The sequence below is a fragment of the Microbispora cellulosiformans genome (assembly GCF_008728085.1).
GTDB lineage: Bacteria > Actinomycetota > Actinomycetes > Streptosporangiales > Streptosporangiaceae > Microbispora > Microbispora amethystogenes.
In genome coordinates, this window is record NZ_VYTZ01000001.1 from 692,504 (window position 1) to 710,953 (window position 18,450).

The window sequence follows — 18,450 nt, forward strand, 5'->3', positions numbered from 1 at the left end:
CAACACTATCCGGCCACGCCGGATTCACACCGGTTGTTACCGGTCACTCCCATTCGATGGTGCCCGGCGGCTTGCTCGTCACGTCGAGCACCACCCGGTTGACCTCCCGCACCTCGTTGGTGATCCGGGTGGAGATCCGGGCCAGCACGTCGTACGGCACCCGCGACCAGTCGGCGGTCATCGCGTCCTCGGAGGTCACCGGGCGCAGGACGACCGGATGGCCGTAGGTGCGGCCGTCGCCCTGCACGCCGACCGAGCGGACGTCGGCCAGCAGCACGACCGGGCACTGCCAGATGTCGCGGTCGAGACCGGCGCGGGTCAGCTCCTCACGGGCGATGGCGTCGGCCTCGCGCAGCAGGTCGAGGCGCTCGCGGGTGACCTCGCCGATGATCCGGATGCCGAGGCCGGGCCCGGGGAACGGCTGACGCCAGACCATCGCCGGGGGCAGGCCGAGCTCCTCGCCGGCCCGCCGCACCTCGTCCTTGAACAGCGTGCGCAACGGCTCCACGAGCTGGAACTTGAGGTCGTCGGGGAGCCCGCCGACGTTGTGGTGGGACTTGATGTTGGCGGTGCCGGTGCCGCCGCCCGACTCGACGACGTCCGGATAGAGGGTGCCCTGGACGAGGAAGTCGACCGGCCCGTCGGCGATGATGGCGCGGGCCTCGTCCTCGAAGACCCGGATGAACTCCCGGCCGATGATCTTGCGCTTCTCCTCGGGGTCGGTCACGCCCGACAGCGCCTTGAGGAAGCGCTCGGAGGCGTCCACGACCCGCAGCTTCACGCCGGTGACCTCGACGAAGTCGCGCTCGACCTGCTCGGCCTCGCCCTTGCGCAGCAGGCCGTGGTCGACGAAGACGCAGGTCAGTCGGTCACCAATGGCCCGCTGGACGATCGCGGCGGCGACGGCGGAGTCGACGCCGCCCGACAGCCCGCAGATCGCCCGGCCGTCGCCCACCTGGGCGCGCACGGCCTCCACGGCGTCTTCGACGATGTTGAGCATGGTCCACGAGGGGCGGCAGCCGGCCGCCTCCAGGAAGTGCCTGAGCACCTGCTGCCCGTGCTCGGAGTGCAGCACCTCGGGGTGAAACTGCACGCCGTACAGGCCGCGGGAGGAGTCCTCCATCGCGGCGACCGGGGTGGCGGAGGTGGCGGCGGTGACGGAGAACCCGGCCGGGGCGCCGACCACCGAGTCGCCGTGCGACATCCAGACGGTCTGCGCGACGGGCAGCCCGGCGAACAGCAGGCCCTCCTGCAGGACCTTGAGCGAGGTCCCGCCGAACTCGGCGGTGCCGGTCTTGGCGACCTCACCCCCGAGGGCCCTGGCCATGGCCTGGAAGCCGTAGCAGATGCCGAAGGTCGGCACCCCGGTCTCGAACAGGCCGTCCGGCACGGGCGGGGCGCCCTCGGCGTACACCGACGACGGGCCGCCGGACAGGATGATCGCCTTGGGCTTCCTCTCCAGCATCTCGGAGACCGGCATCGTCGACGGGACGATCTCGGAGTAGACGTGGCACTCACGCACCCGTCGCGCGATCAGCTGCGCGTACTGCGCGCCGAAGTCCACGACGAGGACGGTGTCGAAGTCGGACACTGGAAGGGACCCCCAGGAAGGATGCGAGGCGGTGACGCCAGTCTATCGGCGCGGTGACGCGCCCCGCCCGCGCCCGCCCACCCCCAGCCGCGCCCCCCGCTCACGCCCGCCCCATCGCGGCGACCGCCATCCACGCCCGCCATGCGCGCCGGGCGGCGGCATACGGCAGAGAGGCCGGTCAGGACGTGCCGTCGCCCGGGGCCGCGCAGCCGTGGGCGACACCGCCGTGGGTGACGCCGGCGATCGGCAGGCGGAGCGCGCCCGGCGCGGCGGCGGGCACCACCGGCCTGGCCGGCCGCACCGGCGTGACCCGCCGGTACGGCGAGCCGAGGGCGGGGCGCGGGTCGGGCTCGCCCTTGTTGGGCCACAGCGCCATCGCCCGCTCGGCCTGGGCCGTGATCGTCAGCGAGGGGTTCACGCCGAGGTTGGCCGAGACGGCCGAGCCGTCCACGACGTGCAGGCCCTCGTACCCGTAGACGCGGTGGTAGGGGTCGATCACCCCGGTCTCGGGCGAGTCGCCGATCGCGCAGCCGCCGAGGAAGTGCGCGGTCGCCGGGATGTCGAAGAGATCGAGCCAGGAGCCGCCCGGCAGGCCGCCGATCTCGTCGGCCGCGAGGCGCATGGCCCGGTGCCCGGCGGGGATCCAGGTGGGGTTGGGCTCACCGTGGCCGGGGCCCGCCCTGAGCCTGCCGCCCCGGAGCGAGAGCGTGATCGAGTTGTCCTTGGCCTGCATGACCAGGGCGATGACCGCGCGCTCCGACCACCTGCGGTGGTTGAACAGCCGGAGCAGCAGGTGTGGGCGGCGCAGCGCCGCCCCGAGGAACCTCAGCCAGCGCGGCGCCCGTCCGCCGCCGTCGACCAGCAGCGTGCGCAGCAGGCCCATCGCGTTGGATCCGTCGCCGTACCGGACCGGCTCGATGTGGGTCTCGGCGTCGGGGTGGATCGAGGAGGTGATCGCCACGCCCCGGTTGAGCTTCACGCCCTTGGTGTCCGGCCGCTCGAACCCGAGCAACGCCTCGGAGTTCGTCCTGGTCAGCGCGCCGAGCCGGGGCGAGACGCGCGGCAGCGTGGTCGCCCTGAGCCGGTGCAGCAGGTGCTGCGTGCCGTACGTCCCGGCGGCGAAGACCACCTGCGCGGCGGTCAGGGTGCGGGTGCGCCCGAACGGCCCGGTGCGCCGCACCGTGATCGCGTAGCCGCCCTCGACCGGGCGCACACCGGTCACGGTGGTCTCCGGGCAGACTCTCGCCCCGGCCTTCTCGGCCAGGTGGAGGTAGTTCTTGGTCAACATGTTCTTCGCGCCGTGGCGGCAGCCGGTCATGCATTCGCCGCACTCCACGCAGCCGCGGCGGCGCGGCCCCACGCCGCCGAAGTAGGGATCGTCGACCTCGGCCCCGGGCTCGCCGAAGAACACCCCGACGGGGGCGAGGCGGAAGGTGTGGCCGACGCCCATCCGCTCGGCGACCTTCTTCATCACCTCGTCGGCGGCGGTGACGGTCGGGTTCTCCACCACGCCGAGCATCCGCCTGGCCTGGTCGTAGTAGGGCCCGAGCTCGGCCTTCCAGTCGGTGATGTGCGCCCACTGGGGATCGCGGAAGAACGGGTCGAGCGGCTCGTAGAGCGTGTTGGCGTAGACCAGCGAGCCGCCGCCGACCCCGGCGCCGGCCAGCACCATCACGCCGTTCGTCCCGCGCAGGACGTGGATGCGCTGGATGCCCCTGAGCCCAAGCGCGGGGGCCCACAGGAAGTCCCTGACCCGCCAGGAGGTCTTCGGCAGGGTCGTCTCGTCGAACCTCCGGCCGGCCTCCAGGACGCCGACCGAGTAGCCCTTCTCGCTGAGCCGCAGCGCGGCCACGCTCCCGCCGAACCCCGACCCGATCACCACGACGTCGTAGTCCAACGCCCTGCCTTTCTCACTTGAGGTGCAGGCGCTTCATGGTCTTGAGCAGCCCGGCGAGCGTGTCGGCGTACCTCTCGTAGGTCATGCCGAGGATCGGCTCGAAGCCCAGCCAGGTGGCCTGGCTGGCCACCGTCTGCACCTCGGTGTACTTCAGCAGGCCCTCCGAGCCGTGGCGGCGGCCGAGGCCGGACGACTTCATCCCGCCCATCGGCGCGTCATAGGAGGCGTACGCCGAGGCGTACCCCTCGTTGATGTTGACGGTGCCCGCCTTGATCCGGGCCGCGAGCCGGCGTCCGCGCGCGACGTCTTTGGTCCAGATCGAGGCGTTCAGCCCGTACGCCGTGTCGTTGGCCGCGCGGACCGCCTCGTCCTCGTCCCTGAAGCGGTAGAGCGACACGACCGGCCCGAACGTCTCGTCCCGGCAGACGGCCATGTCCTCGGTGACGCCCTCCAGGATCGTCGGCTCGTAGAACAGCGGGCCGAGGTCGGGGCGGGGCCGGCCGCCGGTCAGCACGGTCGCGCCCTTGGCGACCGCGTCGACGACGTGCGCCGAGACCGCGTCGACCTGCCGCCGGTGGGTGAGCGAGCCCATCTGGACGTCCCAGTCGAGGCCGGCGCCGATCCTCATGTTCCCCGCCGCCCGGACGAACTTGTCGCGGAAGAGGTCGGCGACCGACTCGTGCACGTAGAGCCGCTCCATCGAGATGCACAGCTGCCCGGCGTTGGTGAAGCAGGCCCTGATCGCGCCCTGGGCGGCGACATCGAGGTCGGCGTCGTCCAGCACGATCATCGGGTTCTTGCCGCCGAGTTCGAGCGAGCAGCCGACGAGCCGCCTGGCCGCCTCCTCGGCGATCTTCCGCCCGCCGCGCGTCGAGCCGGTGAACGCGACGTAGTCCGCGCCGTCCAGCAGCGGATCGCCGACGTCCTCGGGGTCGCCCAGCACGACCTGCCAGATGTCGCGCGGCATGCCCAGCTCGGCCAGCAGGTCGATGGTCCACAGCGCGGACAGCGGCGTCTGCGTGTCCGGCTTGTGGACGACGGCGTTGCCCGCGATCAGCGCGGGGACGACGTCGGTCACCCCCAGGGCCAGGGGGTAGTTCCACGGGCTGATCACGGCGACCACGCCCTTGGGGTGCCGCACCTCGGCCGCGCGCGTGGCGATCGGGAAGATGCCCTGCCTGCCCTGCGGCTCCAGCAAGCCGGGGGCGCGCCGCGCGAAGTAGAGCGAGCAGCCCGCCACGTCGAGAAGCTCCTCGTACGCGTGGCGGCGCGCCTTCCCGGTCTCCCACTGCACGACGTCGAGCAGCTCCCGGCGGCGGTCGAGTATCGCGTCGTGGAGCCGTAGGAAGGGCTTCACCCGCTCACGGACCGGCAGCGCCGCCCACGCCTCCTGCGCCGTACGAGCCCTGTCGTACGCCGCGCGGACGTCCTCGGGCGTGGAGATCGGAACCTCGGCGAGAAGCTCGCCGGTGAAGGGCGCGAAGATCTCCCTCGTCTTACCCTCGGAGGAGACGTGCGTGAGAATCCGCTCGACCATGGCCGCGTCGAGCAGCCGGTTCATGGCACCCATGCCGGAAGAATATTCCGGAGGATCGCCCGTGGCTACCGGTAGGTAATGACATGAACGCCACAAGTCCTACGCGTCCAGCACCTTGCGGAGCTGCTCGCCGAACTCGGCGGGGTGGGTGCTGAGCCCGGTGTGCCCGCCGGGGAAGTGGACGAGCGGCGTGCCGAACCGCTCGGCCAGGAAGGCGGCGGGACGGTAGGGAAGCTCGCCGACCGAGTCGGCCCCGGCCGCGAGCACCAGCCGGTCCGACAGGGCACGCAGACGGTCCACGTCCGGGGTGTAGGCCATGAAGCTCGGCACGATGCGCCCGAGGAAGTAGGGCATGTCCCCCATGGTCCGCTCGACCCGGGCCGCCGCCTCGGGAGGCAGCTCAGCGGCCTTCGGGGCGGCCGGTGCGTCGGCGCCGACAGGTGCGTCGTTGTCGGCGGGGTCGGCGGGTGCGGCGCGGTCAGCGGGGGCGCCTGCGGCTGTGTCGGCGTCGACGGGTGCGGCGGGGTCTGCACCACCTGCGGGGATTGCGGGGGTTACGGGGGTTACTGAGGCGGGCCGCCTCAGGCCGGCCGCGAACACCGCGGCCGCGGGCATCAGCCCCTCCCGGTGGAACGTGTCCCGTACGCGGGCGAGCAGCGCCCGGTGCTCGGCGGCGTCCGGCAGCACCTCCACCACCGGAGGCTCGTGCGCCACGACGCGTTCGATCCGCTCGGGACGGGTGGTCAGCAGGTGCAGCGCGACGATCGCGCCGGAACTGCAGCCCACCACGCGGGCGGGCGCGTCCGGAGACAGCAGCTCCAGCAGCCGGAACGCGTCGTCGGCGTGCTGGGCGACCCGCTGCTCGGCCTCCGGGTCGTCGAGCGGGCTGCGGGACAGGCCGCGCGGGTCGTAGGCCGCGACCGTGTAGGTGGTGGCCAGGTCGTCGGCGACGCCGTCGAAGGAGGCCGCGCCGCCCGTGCCACCGGGGATCAGCAGCAGGAGCGGGCCCTCGCCGCGCACCTCGTAGTGCAGGGTCGCCCCGTCCACGCGCAGGTGACCGATGGTCGGGCTGGTCATGTGGAGTCTCCTTCGTCGTTTCCGGGTCGGTGCCCCCGGGGGCCGGCGGACAGCGCGGGCAGTGGTGGGGAGGGCCGATGGTCAGGAGGGAGGCCAGTGCGTCAGAAGAGTGTGGAGGGCGTCGAGACCGCGCACCCAGGAGTCCTCCGCCGGACGGCTGTGCGCGAATCCGCCCGCCGCCTCCAGGCTGGTGAAGCCGTGGAACGTGCTGCGCAGCAGCCGGACCGCGTCGGTCAGGTCGGGTTCGTCCAGCGCGTAGGCCCGCAGCATGCTGTAGGTCAGCTCGACGGCGCGTCGCGGGCCGGAGGCCCGGGCCACGAGTTCCGGATCGATCTGGACAGGGGTCTGCGTCGCCGCGTAGCGGCCCGGGTGGTCGCGGGCGTAATCCCGCCAGGCGTTCGCGTACGCCACCAGCGCGTCCTTGCCGGCCCGCCCGGCGATCGCCTCCGCGATGCGGATGGTCTTCTCGTCCGCCGCGAGCAGCGCGATCCGCCCGCGCAGGTCCTCCAGGCCGCGGACGTGCGCGTAGAGGCTGGCGTCCTTAACCCCGAGGCGTCGCGCCACGGCCGACATCGTTACGTGCTCGAGCCCGACCTCGTCCGCCAGTTCGGCGCCGGTGAGCGTCACCCGGTCGGCCGTCAGCCCGGCCCGTGCCATACGCACTCCGTCCTTATTATCCTAGGTTTTTACCTAATAGTCCTAGATCATAGCTTGGACGCCAAGCCGAGGGAAGCGCTTTCGGTCCGTCGAACCGGAGCCGGGCGTGATCCGTCATGGGGGCATGAGGACATCGATCCGTACGGCGGGCGTGCTCGCCGCCCTGCTCGCGGCGGGAGCCGCGGGCTGCGCGGGTGGCCGTACGACGCAGGACGCCCCGCCGTCTCCGGTGGACCTGACCGGGAAGATCCGGCTCGTCTCGTACACGGACTGCGCGGAGATGACGGAAGGGCTGCGGCGGGCCGCCGCGCGGAACGTGACGCCCTGGGGGTTCGGCGACGCGATGCTCTTCGCGGCCCGCGAGGACGCGAGCGCGGCGAAGCAGGCGGCGCCCGAGCAGCCGTTCTCCACCACCAACACACACGAGGCGGGCGTGGACGAGCCCGACCTGGTCAAGACCGACGGCGACCGGGTGATCACGGTCTCCGGGGGCGTGCTGCGCGTCGTGGACGCGAGAACCCGGCGGGTCACCGGGACGCTGCGGCTCGTCGCCGACGACCAGTGGTGGGCCGAGGCCGATCTGCTGGTCCACGGCGACCGCGCGCTCGTGCTGTTCCAGGGCGGGGTGATCCCGTTCGGGGCGAGGGCCTCGGCCCGGGTCGGCCCCGGCGGCCCGAGGTACGTGCTCGTGGACCTCTCCGGCGAGCCGCGCGTCCTCGGCGCGATGACCGCGCACGGACAGCACGTCGACGCCCGGCAGTCCGGCTCCACGGTGCGGCTCGTCGTCCGGTCCCAGCCGGACGTCGCCCTCCCGGCGCCGAAGGAGGGCGCGTCGGAGCGGGAGATGCTCGACGCCAACCGGCGGGCGGTGCTGGCCGCCCCCGCCGACGCGTGGCTGCCGTCGTACGAGATCGAGACGGGCGGCGGGGCCGGGGATGCGGGCCGCACCGAGCGGGTCGGGTGCGACCAGGTCAGCCACCCGGACAGTTTCACCGGCACCTCGATGCTGACCGTCCACACGATCGACCTGGCCGCCGCCGCGCCGTTCGGTTCGGCGTCACCGATCGCGGTCGCGGCCGACGGCGACACGGTGTACGGGACAGCGGGCAGCATTTATGTCACCAGCAATCCGCAGTGGTGGACGGCCCGCCCGATCGACGTGGTGCCGGTCCCGGAAACCTCGGTGCCGGAGACCTCAGTGCCGACGCCCACGCCGACGGCGCCGCCCGAGCGCACGGAGGTGCACCGCTTCGACGTCTCCGGGCCCGGCGCCCCGCGTTACGTCACCTCGGGATCGGTGCCCGGACGGCTGCTGAACCAGTACTCCCTGTCGGAGTACGACGGCCATCTGCGGGTGGCGACGACCAGCGGCGCCGAGGTGTTCGGCGCGAGCCCGAGCACGAGCGAGAGCGGCGTGTACGTGCTCGACGCCGCCACGCTCGCCCCGACCGGCTCGGTGACGGGCCTCGGCAGGGGCGAGCGGATCTACTCGGTGCGGTTCGCCGGCGGCCTCGGCTACGTGGTGACCTTCCGCCAGACCGACCCCCTGTACGCGCTGGACCTGCGCGATCCGGCCGCGCCGAAGGTGACCGGCGAGCTGAAGATCACCGGTTTCTCCGCCTATCTCCACCCGGCGGGCGAGGGACGGCTCATCGGCATCGGCCAGGAGGCGAGCGAGGCGGGCCGGGCGCTCGGCACCCAGATCTCGCTGTTCGACGTCACCGACCCGGCCGCGCCCGCCGTGCTGTCGCGGTTCCACCGGAAGGACTCCGGCTCGGAGGCCGAGTGGGACCCGCACGCCTTCCTCTACTGGCCCGCCACCGGGCTGGCCGTGCTCCCGCTGCAGAGCTGGGCCGACGGCGAGGTCACGGAGAGCGCCGCCCTCGCACTGCGGGTCGGCGACCGGGAGATCACCAAGCTGGGCGTCGTGACCCACCCGAAGCCCGCCGCCAAGAAGGGCTTCGCCCCCGACGGCCAGGGCATCCGCCGTTCCCTCGTCATCGGCGGCGACCTGTGGACCCTCTCCGGCGCCGGCCTCAAGGTCAGCGACGCCGCCACCCTGGCCGACCGGGCGTGGATCCCCTTCGCGTGAGAAGGGTCAGTTCGCGTTGCCGGGGGCCTTCGCGAGGTCACGCGGAGGGGCGACGGGGACGATCTCCGGCGCGCCGAGGCGGATCGCGTCGGCCTCCTGGTCGGTGTCCTGCTCCTGGGAGGCCCGCTCCGCCTCGACCCGCTTGGTGTAGTACTCGACCTCCCGCTTGACCTGGTCGGCGTCCCAGCCGAGCGGGCCGGCCATGAGCTCGGCGGCCTCCTGGGCGACGGCGGTCCCCCGATGGAAGGTCTCGATCGAGATGCGGGTGCGCCGGGTCAGCGCGTCGTTGAGGTGCCCGGCGCCCTCGTGCGTCGCGGCGTACACGATCTCCGCGCGCAGGTAGTCGTCGGCGCCGTCGAGCGGCCGGCCCAGCGAGGGGTCCTTCTCGACGAGCGCCAGCACCTCGTCGATCAGCGAGCCGTACCGCTCCAGCAGGTGCTCGATCCGGGCCACGTGCAGCCCCGAGGACCGCGCCAGGCGGTGGCGGGAGTTCCACAGGGCCTGGTAGCCCTCCGCCCCGACGAGCGGCACCTGGTCGGTGCACGACGGCGGGACGCGCTGGTCGAGCCCGTGCGCGACCGCGTCCACGGCGTCGGCCGCCATGACGCGGTACGTCGTGAACTTGCCGCCCGCCACCATGACGAGCCCGGCCACAGGGTGGGTGACGACGTGCTCGCGCGAGAGCTTGCTGGTCTCCTCGGACTCCCCCGCCAGCAGCGGGCGCAGCCCGGCGTACACGCCCTCGACGTCGTCCCTGGTCAGCGGCACGGAAAGGACCGAGTTGACCCGGTCGAGCAGATAGTCGATGTCCGCCCGCGAGGCCGCCGGGTGGGCCTTGTCGAGCGTCCAGCGGGTGTCGGTGGTCCCGAGGATCCAGTGCCGGCCCCACGGGATGACGAACAGCACGGACTTCTCCGTACGCATGATCAGCCCGCTGAGCGAGTGGATGCGGTCGCGCGGCACCACGAGGTGGATGCCCTTCGACGCGCGCACGTGGATCTGCCCCCGGCCGCCGACGAGCTGCTGGATGTCGTCGGTCCAGACGCCGGTGGCGTTGACGACCTGGCGGGCGCGCACGTCGAACTCCGCGCCCGTCTCCAGGTCGCACACGCGCACCCCGGTGACCCGCTCCCCCTCGCGCAGGAACCCCACGGCCTGCACCCGCGAGGCGACGTGCGCGCCGTAGGTCGCGGCGGTGCGCAGGGTCGTCATCACGAAGCGGGCGTCGTCGACCTGGGCGTCCCAGTACTGCACGGCCCCGGTGAACGCCGACCTGCGCAGCGAGGGGGCGACCCGCAGCGCCTGGCGCCGGGTCAGGTGACGGTGCCCCGGCACCCCCCGGGTGAGGCCGTAGGAGAGCCCCAGCGTGTCGTACAGGACGAGCCCCGCCCCGATGTACGGCCGCTCCCAGCCCTGGTGCGTGAGCGGGAACAGGAACGGCACCGGCTTGACCAGGTGCGGCGCGATCCGCCTCAGCAGCAGGGAACGTTCCCTCAGCGCCTCTCTGACGAGGTCGAAGTTGAGCTGCTCCAGATAGCGCAGCCCGCCGTGGATCAGCTTGGAGGACCGCGACGACGTGCCGGAGGCGAAGTCGCGCGCCTCCACCAGCCCCACCGAGAGCCCGCGGGTCGCGGCGTCGAGCGCGACGCCCGCGCCGACCACCCCGCCGCCGATCACGACCACGTCGAGCTCCTGCGCCGCCATCCGCTCCATAGCGGTGGCCCGTTCCTCCGGGCCCAGCCGCGCCGTCCCCATCCTCGCCGTCATAGGGCTCCCTCTGTACGCCCTTCGCCTCTGCCGTGGTAAATCTACCCGCCGGTAGGTACCCCGGAATCCCCCTATGTCCCCCCCTTTCTGAATGATCTACGAAGGAGTCAAGGGATGATCCTGCGGCGGCGGAAGTCGGCGAAGATGTCCAGGAACATCTGCCGGGTGTCGGCGAACTCGGGGAAGCCGAACCGCCGCGCCTTGGAGCCGTCGGCGATGAAGTCGTAGTCCCAGGAGAAGACCGCGTCGCCGAAGCGCCACGACGACACCTCCTGGTAGGAGTGCTTGGCCAGGCCGTGGCGCTCGACCATCGAGTTCCACAGCGGCTCCTTGTCCGCCATGACGGCCTCCAGCGACATCGGCAGCGGCGGCGCGACCTCCAGGCCGAAGAACCGGGCAATCGCCGGCCACATCTCCTCCCACCGGAACAGGTCCCCGTTGTTGACGTTGAACGCCTGGTTGGCGCAGCGCTCGTCGGTGGCCGCCCACACCGTGGCCTTCGCCGGCAGCGTCGCGTCGGTCATCTCCAGCAGAGCGTGGTAGGCCCCGGGCCCACTCCGATGGGGCGCGCCGTGCTGCCCCACGCCCGGGCCGCGCTCGCCGGCGCGGAACGGGCACGGTGCGCGGCGCGGCAGGCGTCGGGGCTGTAGGCGGGCGAGCTCCAGGTCGCGACCCTCTACTCGGTGAGCCTGGGCGTGCTGCCCCCGGCCCTGCGGGCCTGGCACCGCTCGCATCCGGACGTACGGATCAGGTTGTTCGAGCACTCCCACACCGACCGGCTGTGCGAGGCGATGCTCGCACGCGCCGGGCAACGGCCTGGCCGACGTCCTCGACCAGGCGTGCGCGGCGGCCGGGTTCCAGCCCCGCGCCGCCGTACGCACCGAGCAGACCGCCGCCGCGCCCGTCCTCGCCGCCGCCGGGCTGGTGCCCGCGCACGTCCGCCGCCTGCTCCCGCACCGCCCGGCCGTGCCCGGCTGACACGGCCGGCCCGCGTGACACCCCGCGCGGCGGGCACGGGCCGTACGCGGAAGGATGGGCGGCATGAGCGCGACTCTCTCCGATGCCCGCATCGTCACTCCCGACGGCGTCCACGACGGCTGGCTCACCATCGAGGACGGCAGGATCACCCACATCGGACGCGGGCAGGCGCCTCGCGACGGGCACGACCTGGGCGGGCGCACGGTCGTCCCCGGCTTCGTGGACATCCACTCGCACGGGGGCGCGGGCGGGAGCTTCCCGGACGGCGACCCGGAGACCGCCGCCGAGGTCGCCGCCTTCCATCTCGGCCGCGGCTCGACCACCCTCGTGGCCAGCCTGGTCACCGCGGCGCCCGGCACGCTCGCGCGGGCCGCGTCGGTGCTCGCCGACCTGTGCGAGCAGGGTCTTCTCGCCGGCGTCCACTTCGAGGGGCCGTACATCGCGAGGTCGCGCTGCGGCGCGCACGAGCCCACGCTGCTGCGCGCGCCCGACGTGGCGGAGTTCCGGGCGCTGGTGAAGGCCGGGCGGGGCCATGTCCGGATGCTGACGATCGCGCCGGAACTGCCGGACGCGCTCGACGTGATCAGGGAGGCCGCCGCCGAAGGGATCGTCGCCGCCCTGGGGCACAGCGACGCGACCTACGAGCAGACGCTCGACGGCATCGAGGCGGGCGCGACCGTGGCGACCCACCTCTACAACGCGTTGCCGCCGCTCGGCCACCGCGCGCCGGGGCCGGTCGCGGCGCTGCTGCAGGACGAGCGGGTGACGGTCGAGCTGATCAACGACGGGGTCCATGTGCACCCGGCCATGCTGCGCCTGGCCATGGACGCCGCGGGCGCGGACCGCACGGCGCTGATCACCGACGCGATGGCGGCGGCGGGCATGGGCGACGGGCGCTATCCGCTCGGCCCGATGACCGTGGACGTGAAGGACGGCGTGGCCCGCCTCGCCGAGGGAGGCGCGATCGCCGGCAGCACGCTCACCATGGACGCGGCGTTCCGCCGTACGGTGCGGGAGGTCGGGCGCTCGCTCGTGGACGCCGCCAGGATGGCCTCCCTCACCCCCGCCCGGGTCCTCGGTCTGGACGGCGAGACCGGCTCGATCACGGTCGGCAGGTACGCCGACCTCGTCGTGCTCGACGAGGACCTGGGCGTCGCGGGCGTGATGAAGCGCGGCGCCTGGGTCCGCCGCCCCTGATCGAGCTTCTGAGAAGCCGAGAGCCGGGCCCTGCGGCCCGGCCCTCCTGACGACGGATCAGCGCTGCGGCGGGGCGACGACGACCTCGACCCGCTGGAACTCCTTGAGGTCGGAGTAACCGGCCGTGGCCATCGTGCGGCGCAGCGCGCCGAGCAGGTTCATCGAGCCGTCGGCCAGCGACGACGGGCCGTGCAGGATCTCCCGCAGCGTGCCGATCGTCCCGAACTCGACCCGCTTGCCGCGCGGAAGCTCGGGGTGGTGGGCCTCCGAACCCCAGTGGAAGCCGCGGCCAGGGGCCTCGCTGGCCCGGGCGAGCGGGGAGCCCACCATCACGGCGTCGGCGCCGCAGGCGATGGCCTTGGCGATGTCGCCGGAGCCGCCCATGCCGCCGTCGGCGATGACGTGGACGTACCGGCCGCCCGACTCGTCCATGTAGTCGCGGCGGGCCGCCGCGACGTCGGAGATCGCGGTCGCCATCGGCACGACCACGCCGAGCACGTTGCGGGTGGTGTGCGAGGCGCCGCCGCCGAAGCCGACCAGCACGCCCGCCGCGCCGGTCCGCATGAGGTGCAGCGCGGCCGTGTACGTCGCGCAGCCGCCCACGATCACCGGGACGTCGAGTTCGTAGATGAACTGCTTGAGGTTGAGCGGCTCGGCCCGGCCCGACACGTGCTCGGCGGAGACGGTCGTGCCGCGGATGACGAAGATGTCCACGCCCGCGTCGATGACGGCCTTGTGGTGCTGCACCGTCCGCTGGGGCGACAGCCGTACGGCGGTGGTGACGCCCCCGGCGCGGATCTCCTCGATCCGGCGGCCGATGAGCTCGTCCTTGATGGGCGCGGTGTAGATCTCCTGCAGCCGCCTGGTCGCGGCGGCCCGGTCGAGGGTGGCGACCTCCTCCAGCAGCGGCGCCGGGTCCTCGTAGCGGGTCCAGAGCCCTTCCAGGTCGAGCACGCCGAGGCCGCCCAGGCGGCCGATCTCGATCGCCGTCGCGGGCGACACGACGCTGTCCATCGGGCTCGCCACGAGCGGAGAGTCGAAGCGGTAGGCGTCGATCTGCCAGGAGATCGACACCTCCTCCGGGTCGCGGGTGCGCCGGGAGGGCACGATGCCGATCTCGTCCAGCGCGTAGGCCCGCCGCCCGCTCTTGCCGCGCCCGATCTCCTGAGTCATATCGCCTTTTCTTTCTGTTCTTCCGCTACCGGGCTATCGCCGGTGGTAGTTCGGGGCCTCGACCGTCATCTGGATGTCATGCGGGTGGCTCTCCTTGAGCCCGGCCATCGTGATCGGCATGAGCTGCGCCTTCTCGTGCAGCTCCTCGATCGTCCGGGAGCCGGTGTACCACATGCCCTGCCGGAGGCCGCCGACGAGCTGGTGGGCCACCGCCGCGGCCGGGCCGCGGTAGGGCACCTGGCCCTCGATGCCCTCGGGGATGTACTTGTCCTCCCCCGACACGTCGGCCTGCGCGTACCGGTCCTTGCTGAACGACGCGCCGCCGCGCTCGCGGTTGCGCACCGCGCCGAGCGAGCCCATGCCGCGGTACGACTTGAACTGCTTGCCGTTGATGAAGATCAGTTCGCCGGGCGACTCCTCGCAGCCGGCCAGCAGCGAGCCCAGCATGACCGTGTCGGCCCCGGCGGCCAGCGCCTTGGCGATGTCGCCCGAGTACTGCAGGCCGCCGTCGCCGATCACCGGGATGCCGGCCGGGCCGCAGGCCAGCGCCGCCTCGTAGATCGCGGTGAGCTGGGGCGCGCCCACGCCCGCGACGACCCGGGTGGTGCAGATCGAGCCGGGCCCCACGCCCACCTTGACGGCGTCGGCGCCCGCGTCGACCAGCGCCTGCGCCCCCGCCCGGGTGGCCACGTTGCCGCCGATGACGTCGACCCGCCCGTTGTTGGCCTTGACCTTGGCGATCATGTCGCACACGCCGCGCGAGTGCCCGTGCGCCGTGTCGACGATGATGACGTCGGCGCCCGCCTCGATGAGGGCCATCGCGCGCTCCTCGGCGTCGCCGGCCACGCCCACCGCCGCGCCGACCATCAGGCGGCCGTCGGCGTCCTTCGTGGCGAGCGGGTACTGCTCGCTCTTGGTGAAGTCCTTGACCGTGATCAGGCCCTGGAGGCGGCCGGCCTCGTCCACGAGCGGGAGTTTCTCGACCTTGTTCTGCCGCAGCAGCCGGAAGGCCTCCTCGCGGTCGACGCCCACCGGCGCCGTCACCAGAGGCATCGGGGTCATGACGTCGCGCACGGCCTTGCCCTGGTCGCTCTCGAAGCGCATGTCGCGGTTGGTGACGATGCCGACGAGCACGCCCTCGGCGTCGGTGACCGGGACGCCGGAGATCCGGTAGGTCGCGCACAGCCGCTCGACGTCGGCGAGGGTGTCCTCGGGGGAGCAGGTGACGGGGTTGGTCACCATCCCCGCCTCCGAGCGCTTGACCAGGTCGACCTGCTGCGCCTGCTCCTCGATGGAGAGGTTGCGGTGCAGTATGCCGATGCCGCCCTGCCGCGCCATCGCGACCGCCATGCGCGCCTCGGTGACCGTGTCCATCGCGGCCGAGACCAGCGGGATGCGCAGCGTGACGTTCCGGGACAGCCGGGTCGTCGTGTCGGCCTCGCCCGGCTGCAGGTCCGAATAGGCGGGAACGAGGAGCACGTCGTCGAACGTGAGTCCCGGTTCGGTGAACTTGGCCATCTGACTGCACCCTCCTCCTGGATCCCTCGCCAGACCCGAGGTCAGTCTAGTGGCCGCCCGAAACCGCACCGGGCACACCTGTCAAGAGGGGCGACAGAAAAAGTGGGGGGACCGGATTCCGGTCCCCCCACTCAGGGCGCGTCCCGCCCGCCGCTCTCGTCGAGCCCCCCTCCGCGCCCGGCCGAGGCGGCGTTCCGGCTAACGCTGCGTCAAGAATGCGTCACGCAGCGTCCACGCGCAATGTCGCAAGTTGCAACTGCACAAAGATGCATTCCCCGCCAATTCGAAGATCCACCCGGAACAATTACAAACCATCGCATTCATACATGAACAATCAGGCGCGGTGATGCCGAATGTGCGAACGGAACGGACAGCGCGAAAAGGCCGGGTTATTCTCGCGGGCCGAGGCGTGACGGGGATCTGAGCGGGGAGTTCGCACTTCCCGCCAGTGCGACTACCAACTGCGGCCACCGACGTGCGACCACCGACGGAGCGAGCATGAGTACGACGGGAAACGCCGTCCCGCGGACCGGCCCATTCGAAAGCCTCGGGCTCTCCCCCGGGCAGGCGGCCCTCTACGCGGCCGCCCTCCGCCTCCACCGGGCCACCCCGGCCGAGCTCGCCGAGGCGGTCGACCGGCCCGCCGCCGACGTGCTCGACGCCCTCGACTCCCTCGTACGGCTCGGCGCGGTCGACCGGCGGCGGGAGGAGGTCGTCGCGCGGCATCCGGCCGAGGTGATCGGCCGACTGGTCGCCGAGCGGCTGGACCGCATGGCCCGGGAGAGCCGGCGGCTCGACGAGATGATCACGGCGGCCGGGCGCCTGGCCCGCCACTACGACACCGGGCGCGACTGGCGGGGCGGGGGGCTGCCGGTCGAGCGGGTGAGTGGCGCCGGCGCGCTCTACGAGGGCGTCATCGGCCACGCCCTGCAGGCGCCTCCCGCCGATCTGGTCATGGCCGTCCCGGACCACCGCACCGTGGTGCGGTTCGCGAACACCCACAGCGCGCAGTGGATCCGGGCCGCCGCGGACGGCGTCGTGCGGTTGCGCGCGATCGTCCCGCACACCGCTCTGTCGTCGCCCGCCGTACGGGAGATGTATGAACGGTTCACGGCGGCGGGTGCGAATCTGCGCGCGCTCGACGAGGTGCCGAGCTGGTTCCTCGCGCTCGGCGACGGCACCGCCTGGCTGCCGGTCCAGTGGGGCGTCCCGCTGCCCGACAACGCCTACAACTGCTGCGTCGTCCACGCCCCGGCGGCGGCGGGAGCGCTGCGCGCACTGTTCGGTGAGCTGTGGGCCCGGGCCGCCCCGATCTCCCCGCACAGCGGCGCCCGGCAGGTGCTGCGACTCGCCGCGCAGGGGCTTTCCGACGACGCCGTCGCCCGCCGCCTCGGGGTGTCCGTGCGCACGGTGCGGGCCAGATTCGCCGAGGCGATGGCGGAGCTGGGCGCCCAGTCACGCTTCCACGCCGGGGTCGAGGCCGCCCGCCGCGGCTGGCTGTGAGCCGCCCCCGGATCCGGCGGCGAATGCGGCGGGGGACCCGGCTGCGGACCGTGCCGACGGAGCGGCGGGCCTGACGAGCAGATGAGGCGCACTTTCGCTCCCGGAGGGGGCCGTGGTCATAAGGTGGGATGCGTGCTGGAAGACGTCCCCCGCGACCCGTTCGCGGATGACCCTGACGACCCCGCGGCGGAGCTCGGATCGCCCGACGACGTGGAACCGCTGTCGCTCGCCGAGCGCGACGAGGCACTGACCGATCTCGCCGACGTGGAGGTCTTCCGTTCCCTGCTCGAACCCCAGGGCGTGCTCGGGCTGGTCCTCGACTGCCCCGAGTGCGGCGAGCAGCACTACTTCGACTGGGACCTGCTGCGCGGCAACCTGCGCCAGATGATCGACAACGGCCGGCCGCAGGTCCACGAGCCCGCCTTCCAGCCCGATCCGTCCGACTACGTGAGCTGGGAGTACGCCCGGGGCTACGTGGACGGCGTGATCGACACCGAGGAGAGCCGCTGACTGTCCACGTCGGCGACCAGGGCGCCGAGCAGCCGGAGGGCCGCGTCGGTCCCGCCCAGGGGCTCCCGGCGGGCGAGGGCGTCGAGGAGGACGTCCGTCCGAACTACGTCGCCCTCCACGTCGCCATCGCCGTACGGCCCGGGAAGGCCCGCCGTACGACGACGTTTCATGGTCACGCAATCGACTCCAGCTCGGCCAGCTGCCGGAGCCTGGCGAGCGCACGATGCTGCGCGACCCGGACGGCACCAGGGGTCATGCCGAGTACATTACCCGTCTCCTCGGCGGAAAGACCCGAGACGACCCGCAGGATGAGAAGCTCGCGCTGGGTGTCCGGCAGCCGGGCCAGCAGGTCCCGGGCGTGCTGCGCCTCGATGTAGCGCACCACGGTCTCCTCCGGCCCCGGGCCCTCGTCGGGCCCGTCCGGCAGGTCCTGCGTCGGCACCGCGGAGCGCACCGAACTGCGCAACGCGTCCGCCACCTTGTGCGAAGCGATGCCGAACACGAACGAGGCGAAGGGGCGGCCCATGTCGCGGTAGCGTGGCAGCGCCGACAGCACCGCGATGCACACCTCCTGAGCCACGTCGTCGGCGATGTGGTACTGACCGGAGACCCTCCCCAGTCGGGCCCTGCAGTACCGGACCACCATCGGGCGCAGTTGTCCCAGCAGTGATTCGATCGCGGTGCGATCTCCTTGTACGGCAAGGCTGGTCAGTTCCCTGAGGTCGGACTCATCCGATCTCGTCGCAAGCCTTACCCCAGTTGCGGCGTCGGCGACGCATCCCTCGGTCACGTTAGGCATGATGCCCGCCACGATCGTTCATGTCGTCATGGTTAACGGCTACGGATTGGTCACATTGACGCGTCGATAACCCTTTGTAATCAATCGACCACGCGACCGTTGGAACATTCCAACCAGAATGACCAATTCGAGAGATATATGCCGGATGCCTTGA

The 18,450-nt window shown here is 72.4% G+C and carries 15 protein-coding genes; 4 read left to right on the plus strand and 11 right to left on the minus strand.

From position 1 onward, the window contains the following. Positions 1–43: 43 nt before the first annotated feature. From guaA to F5972_RS02830, 5 genes are all read right to left on the minus strand, one after another. The gene (gene guaA, locus F5972_RS02810) at positions 44–1,591 is read right to left on the minus strand and encodes a glutamine-hydrolyzing GMP synthase (protein ID WP_150930748.1); all 1,548 of its coding nucleotides are present in this window, start codon (positions 1,589–1,591) and stop codon (positions 44–46) included. Between the two features lie 178 nt (positions 1,592–1,769). Continuing rightward, positions 1,770–3,488 (minus strand): FAD-dependent oxidoreductase, encoded by a 1,719-nt coding sequence (locus F5972_RS02815; protein ID WP_150930750.1) that lies wholly within the window; start codon positions 3,486–3,488, stop codon positions 1,770–1,772. A gap of 13 nt (positions 3,489–3,501) precedes the next feature. Beyond that, positions 3,502–5,058 (minus strand): succinic semialdehyde dehydrogenase, encoded by a 1,557-nt coding sequence (locus F5972_RS02820; protein ID WP_150930752.1) that lies wholly within the window; start codon positions 5,056–5,058, stop codon positions 3,502–3,504. A 66-nt stretch (positions 5,059–5,124) separates the two neighbouring features. Next, positions 5,125–6,102 carry an alpha/beta fold hydrolase gene (locus F5972_RS02825; RefSeq protein WP_150930754.1) on the minus strand — a complete coding sequence of 326 codons (978 nt, stop codon included), beginning with the start codon at positions 6,100–6,102 and terminating at the stop codon, positions 5,125–5,127. Between the two features lie 81 nt (positions 6,103–6,183). Then, entirely contained in the window at positions 6,184–6,759 is a 576-nt protein-coding gene (locus F5972_RS02830; protein ID WP_150930756.1) for a TetR/AcrR family transcriptional regulator, read from the minus strand. Positions 6,760–6,883: 124 nt separating this feature from the next. On the opposite strand from F5972_RS02830, the gene F5972_RS02835 reads away from it, so the two are divergent. After that, entirely contained in the window at positions 6,884–8,851 is a 1,968-nt protein-coding gene (locus F5972_RS02835) for a beta-propeller domain-containing protein (protein WP_150930758.1), read from the plus strand. A gap of 6 nt (positions 8,852–8,857) precedes the next feature. Here F5972_RS02835 and F5972_RS02840 read toward each other — a convergent pair whose 3' ends face one another. After that, complete coding sequence (locus F5972_RS02840) at positions 8,858–10,618, minus strand: glycerol-3-phosphate dehydrogenase/oxidase (RefSeq protein ID WP_150930760.1); 1,761 nt, start codon at positions 10,616–10,618, stop codon at positions 8,858–8,860. Between the two features lie 107 nt (positions 10,619–10,725). Continuing rightward, positions 10,726–11,661, minus strand: a complete 936-nt coding sequence (locus F5972_RS37795; protein WP_225311113.1) for a Rossmann-fold NAD(P)-binding domain-containing protein — start codon at positions 11,659–11,661, stop codon at positions 10,726–10,728. Between F5972_RS37795 and nagA the strand changes: the two genes are divergently transcribed. After that, on the plus strand, positions 11,660–12,793 hold the full coding sequence (gene nagA, locus F5972_RS02855; RefSeq protein ID WP_150930762.1) for an N-acetylglucosamine-6-phosphate deacetylase: 1,134 nt from the start codon (positions 11,660–11,662) through the stop codon (positions 12,791–12,793). The two genes, F5972_RS37795 and nagA, sit on opposite strands and share 2 nt — an antisense overlap. A 57-nt stretch (positions 12,794–12,850) precedes the next feature. On the opposite strand, the gene F5972_RS02860 is transcribed toward nagA, so the two are convergent. Beyond that, positions 12,851–13,966: a GuaB3 family IMP dehydrogenase-related protein gene (locus F5972_RS02860; protein WP_150930764.1), complete on the minus strand. Its 1,116-nt coding sequence runs from the start codon at positions 13,964–13,966 to the stop codon at positions 12,851–12,853. 33 nt (positions 13,967–13,999) lie between these two features. Beyond that, a complete protein-coding gene (gene guaB, locus F5972_RS02865; RefSeq protein ID WP_150930765.1) occupies positions 14,000–15,484 on the minus strand; it encodes an IMP dehydrogenase in 1,485 nt (494 codons plus the stop codon). Positions 15,485–15,982: 498 nt separating this feature from the next. Here guaB and F5972_RS02870 point away from each other — a divergent pair, with 498 nt between their 5' ends. Continuing rightward, the gene (locus F5972_RS02870) at positions 15,983–16,987 is read left to right on the plus strand and encodes a helix-turn-helix transcriptional regulator (RefSeq protein WP_150930767.1); all 1,005 of its coding nucleotides are present in this window, start codon (positions 15,983–15,985) and stop codon (positions 16,985–16,987) included. A 132-nt stretch (positions 16,988–17,119) separates the two neighbouring features. Continuing rightward, positions 17,120–17,497: a DUF5319 family protein gene (locus tag F5972_RS02875; RefSeq protein ID WP_191909912.1), complete on the plus strand. Its 378-nt coding sequence runs from the start codon at positions 17,120–17,122 to the stop codon at positions 17,495–17,497. Here F5972_RS02875 and F5972_RS02880 read toward each other — a convergent pair. Both F5972_RS02880 and F5972_RS02885 read right to left on the minus strand, forming a co-directional pair. Then, positions 17,458–17,673, minus strand: a complete 216-nt coding sequence (locus F5972_RS02880; RefSeq protein WP_150930771.1) for a hypothetical protein — start codon at positions 17,671–17,673, stop codon at positions 17,458–17,460. The genes F5972_RS02875 and F5972_RS02880 overlap by 40 nt on opposite strands. Next, positions 17,670–18,296, minus strand: coding sequence for a sigma-70 family RNA polymerase sigma factor (locus tag F5972_RS02885; RefSeq protein WP_111699861.1), 627 nt, complete (start codon positions 18,294–18,296; stop codon positions 17,670–17,672). The genes F5972_RS02880 and F5972_RS02885 overlap by 4 nt, the downstream gene beginning before the upstream one ends. Between the last annotated feature and the right edge of the window lie 154 nt (positions 18,297–18,450).

Coding starts and splice junctions, on each gene's coding strand:
- F5972_RS02820 (WP_150930752.1), bottom strand. CDS start 5,058: ATGGGTGCCATGAACCGGCTGCTCGACGCGGCCATGGTCGAGCGGATT.
- F5972_RS02825 (WP_150930754.1), bottom strand. CDS start 6,102: ATGACCAGCCCGACCATCGGTCACCTGCGCGTGGACGGGGCGACCCTG.
- F5972_RS02830 (WP_150930756.1), bottom strand. CDS start 6,759: ATGGCACGGGCCGGGCTGACGGCCGACCGGGTGACGCTCACCGGCGCC.
- F5972_RS02835 (WP_150930758.1), top strand. CDS start 6,884: ATGAGGACATCGATCCGTACGGCGGGCGTGCTCGCCGCCCTGCTCGCG.
- F5972_RS02840 (WP_150930760.1), bottom strand. CDS start 10,618: ATGACGGCGAGGATGGGGACGGCGCGGCTGGGCCCGGAGGAACGGGCC.
- nagA (WP_150930762.1), top strand. CDS start 11,660: ATGAGCGCGACTCTCTCCGATGCCCGCATCGTCACTCCCGACGGCGTC.
- F5972_RS37795 (WP_225311113.1), bottom strand. CDS start 11,661: ATGCCGCCCATCCTTCCGCGTACGGCCCGTGCCCGCCGCGCGGGGTGT.
- F5972_RS02860 (WP_150930764.1), bottom strand. CDS start 13,966: ATGACTCAGGAGATCGGGCGCGGCAAGAGCGGGCGGCGGGCCTACGCG.
- guaB (WP_150930765.1), bottom strand. CDS start 15,484: ATGGCCAAGTTCACCGAACCGGGACTCACGTTCGACGACGTGCTCCTC.
- F5972_RS02870 (WP_150930767.1), top strand. CDS start 15,983: ATGAGTACGACGGGAAACGCCGTCCCGCGGACCGGCCCATTCGAAAGC.
- F5972_RS02885 (WP_111699861.1), bottom strand. CDS start 18,296: ATGCCTAACGTGACCGAGGGATGCGTCGCCGACGCCGCAACTGGGGTA.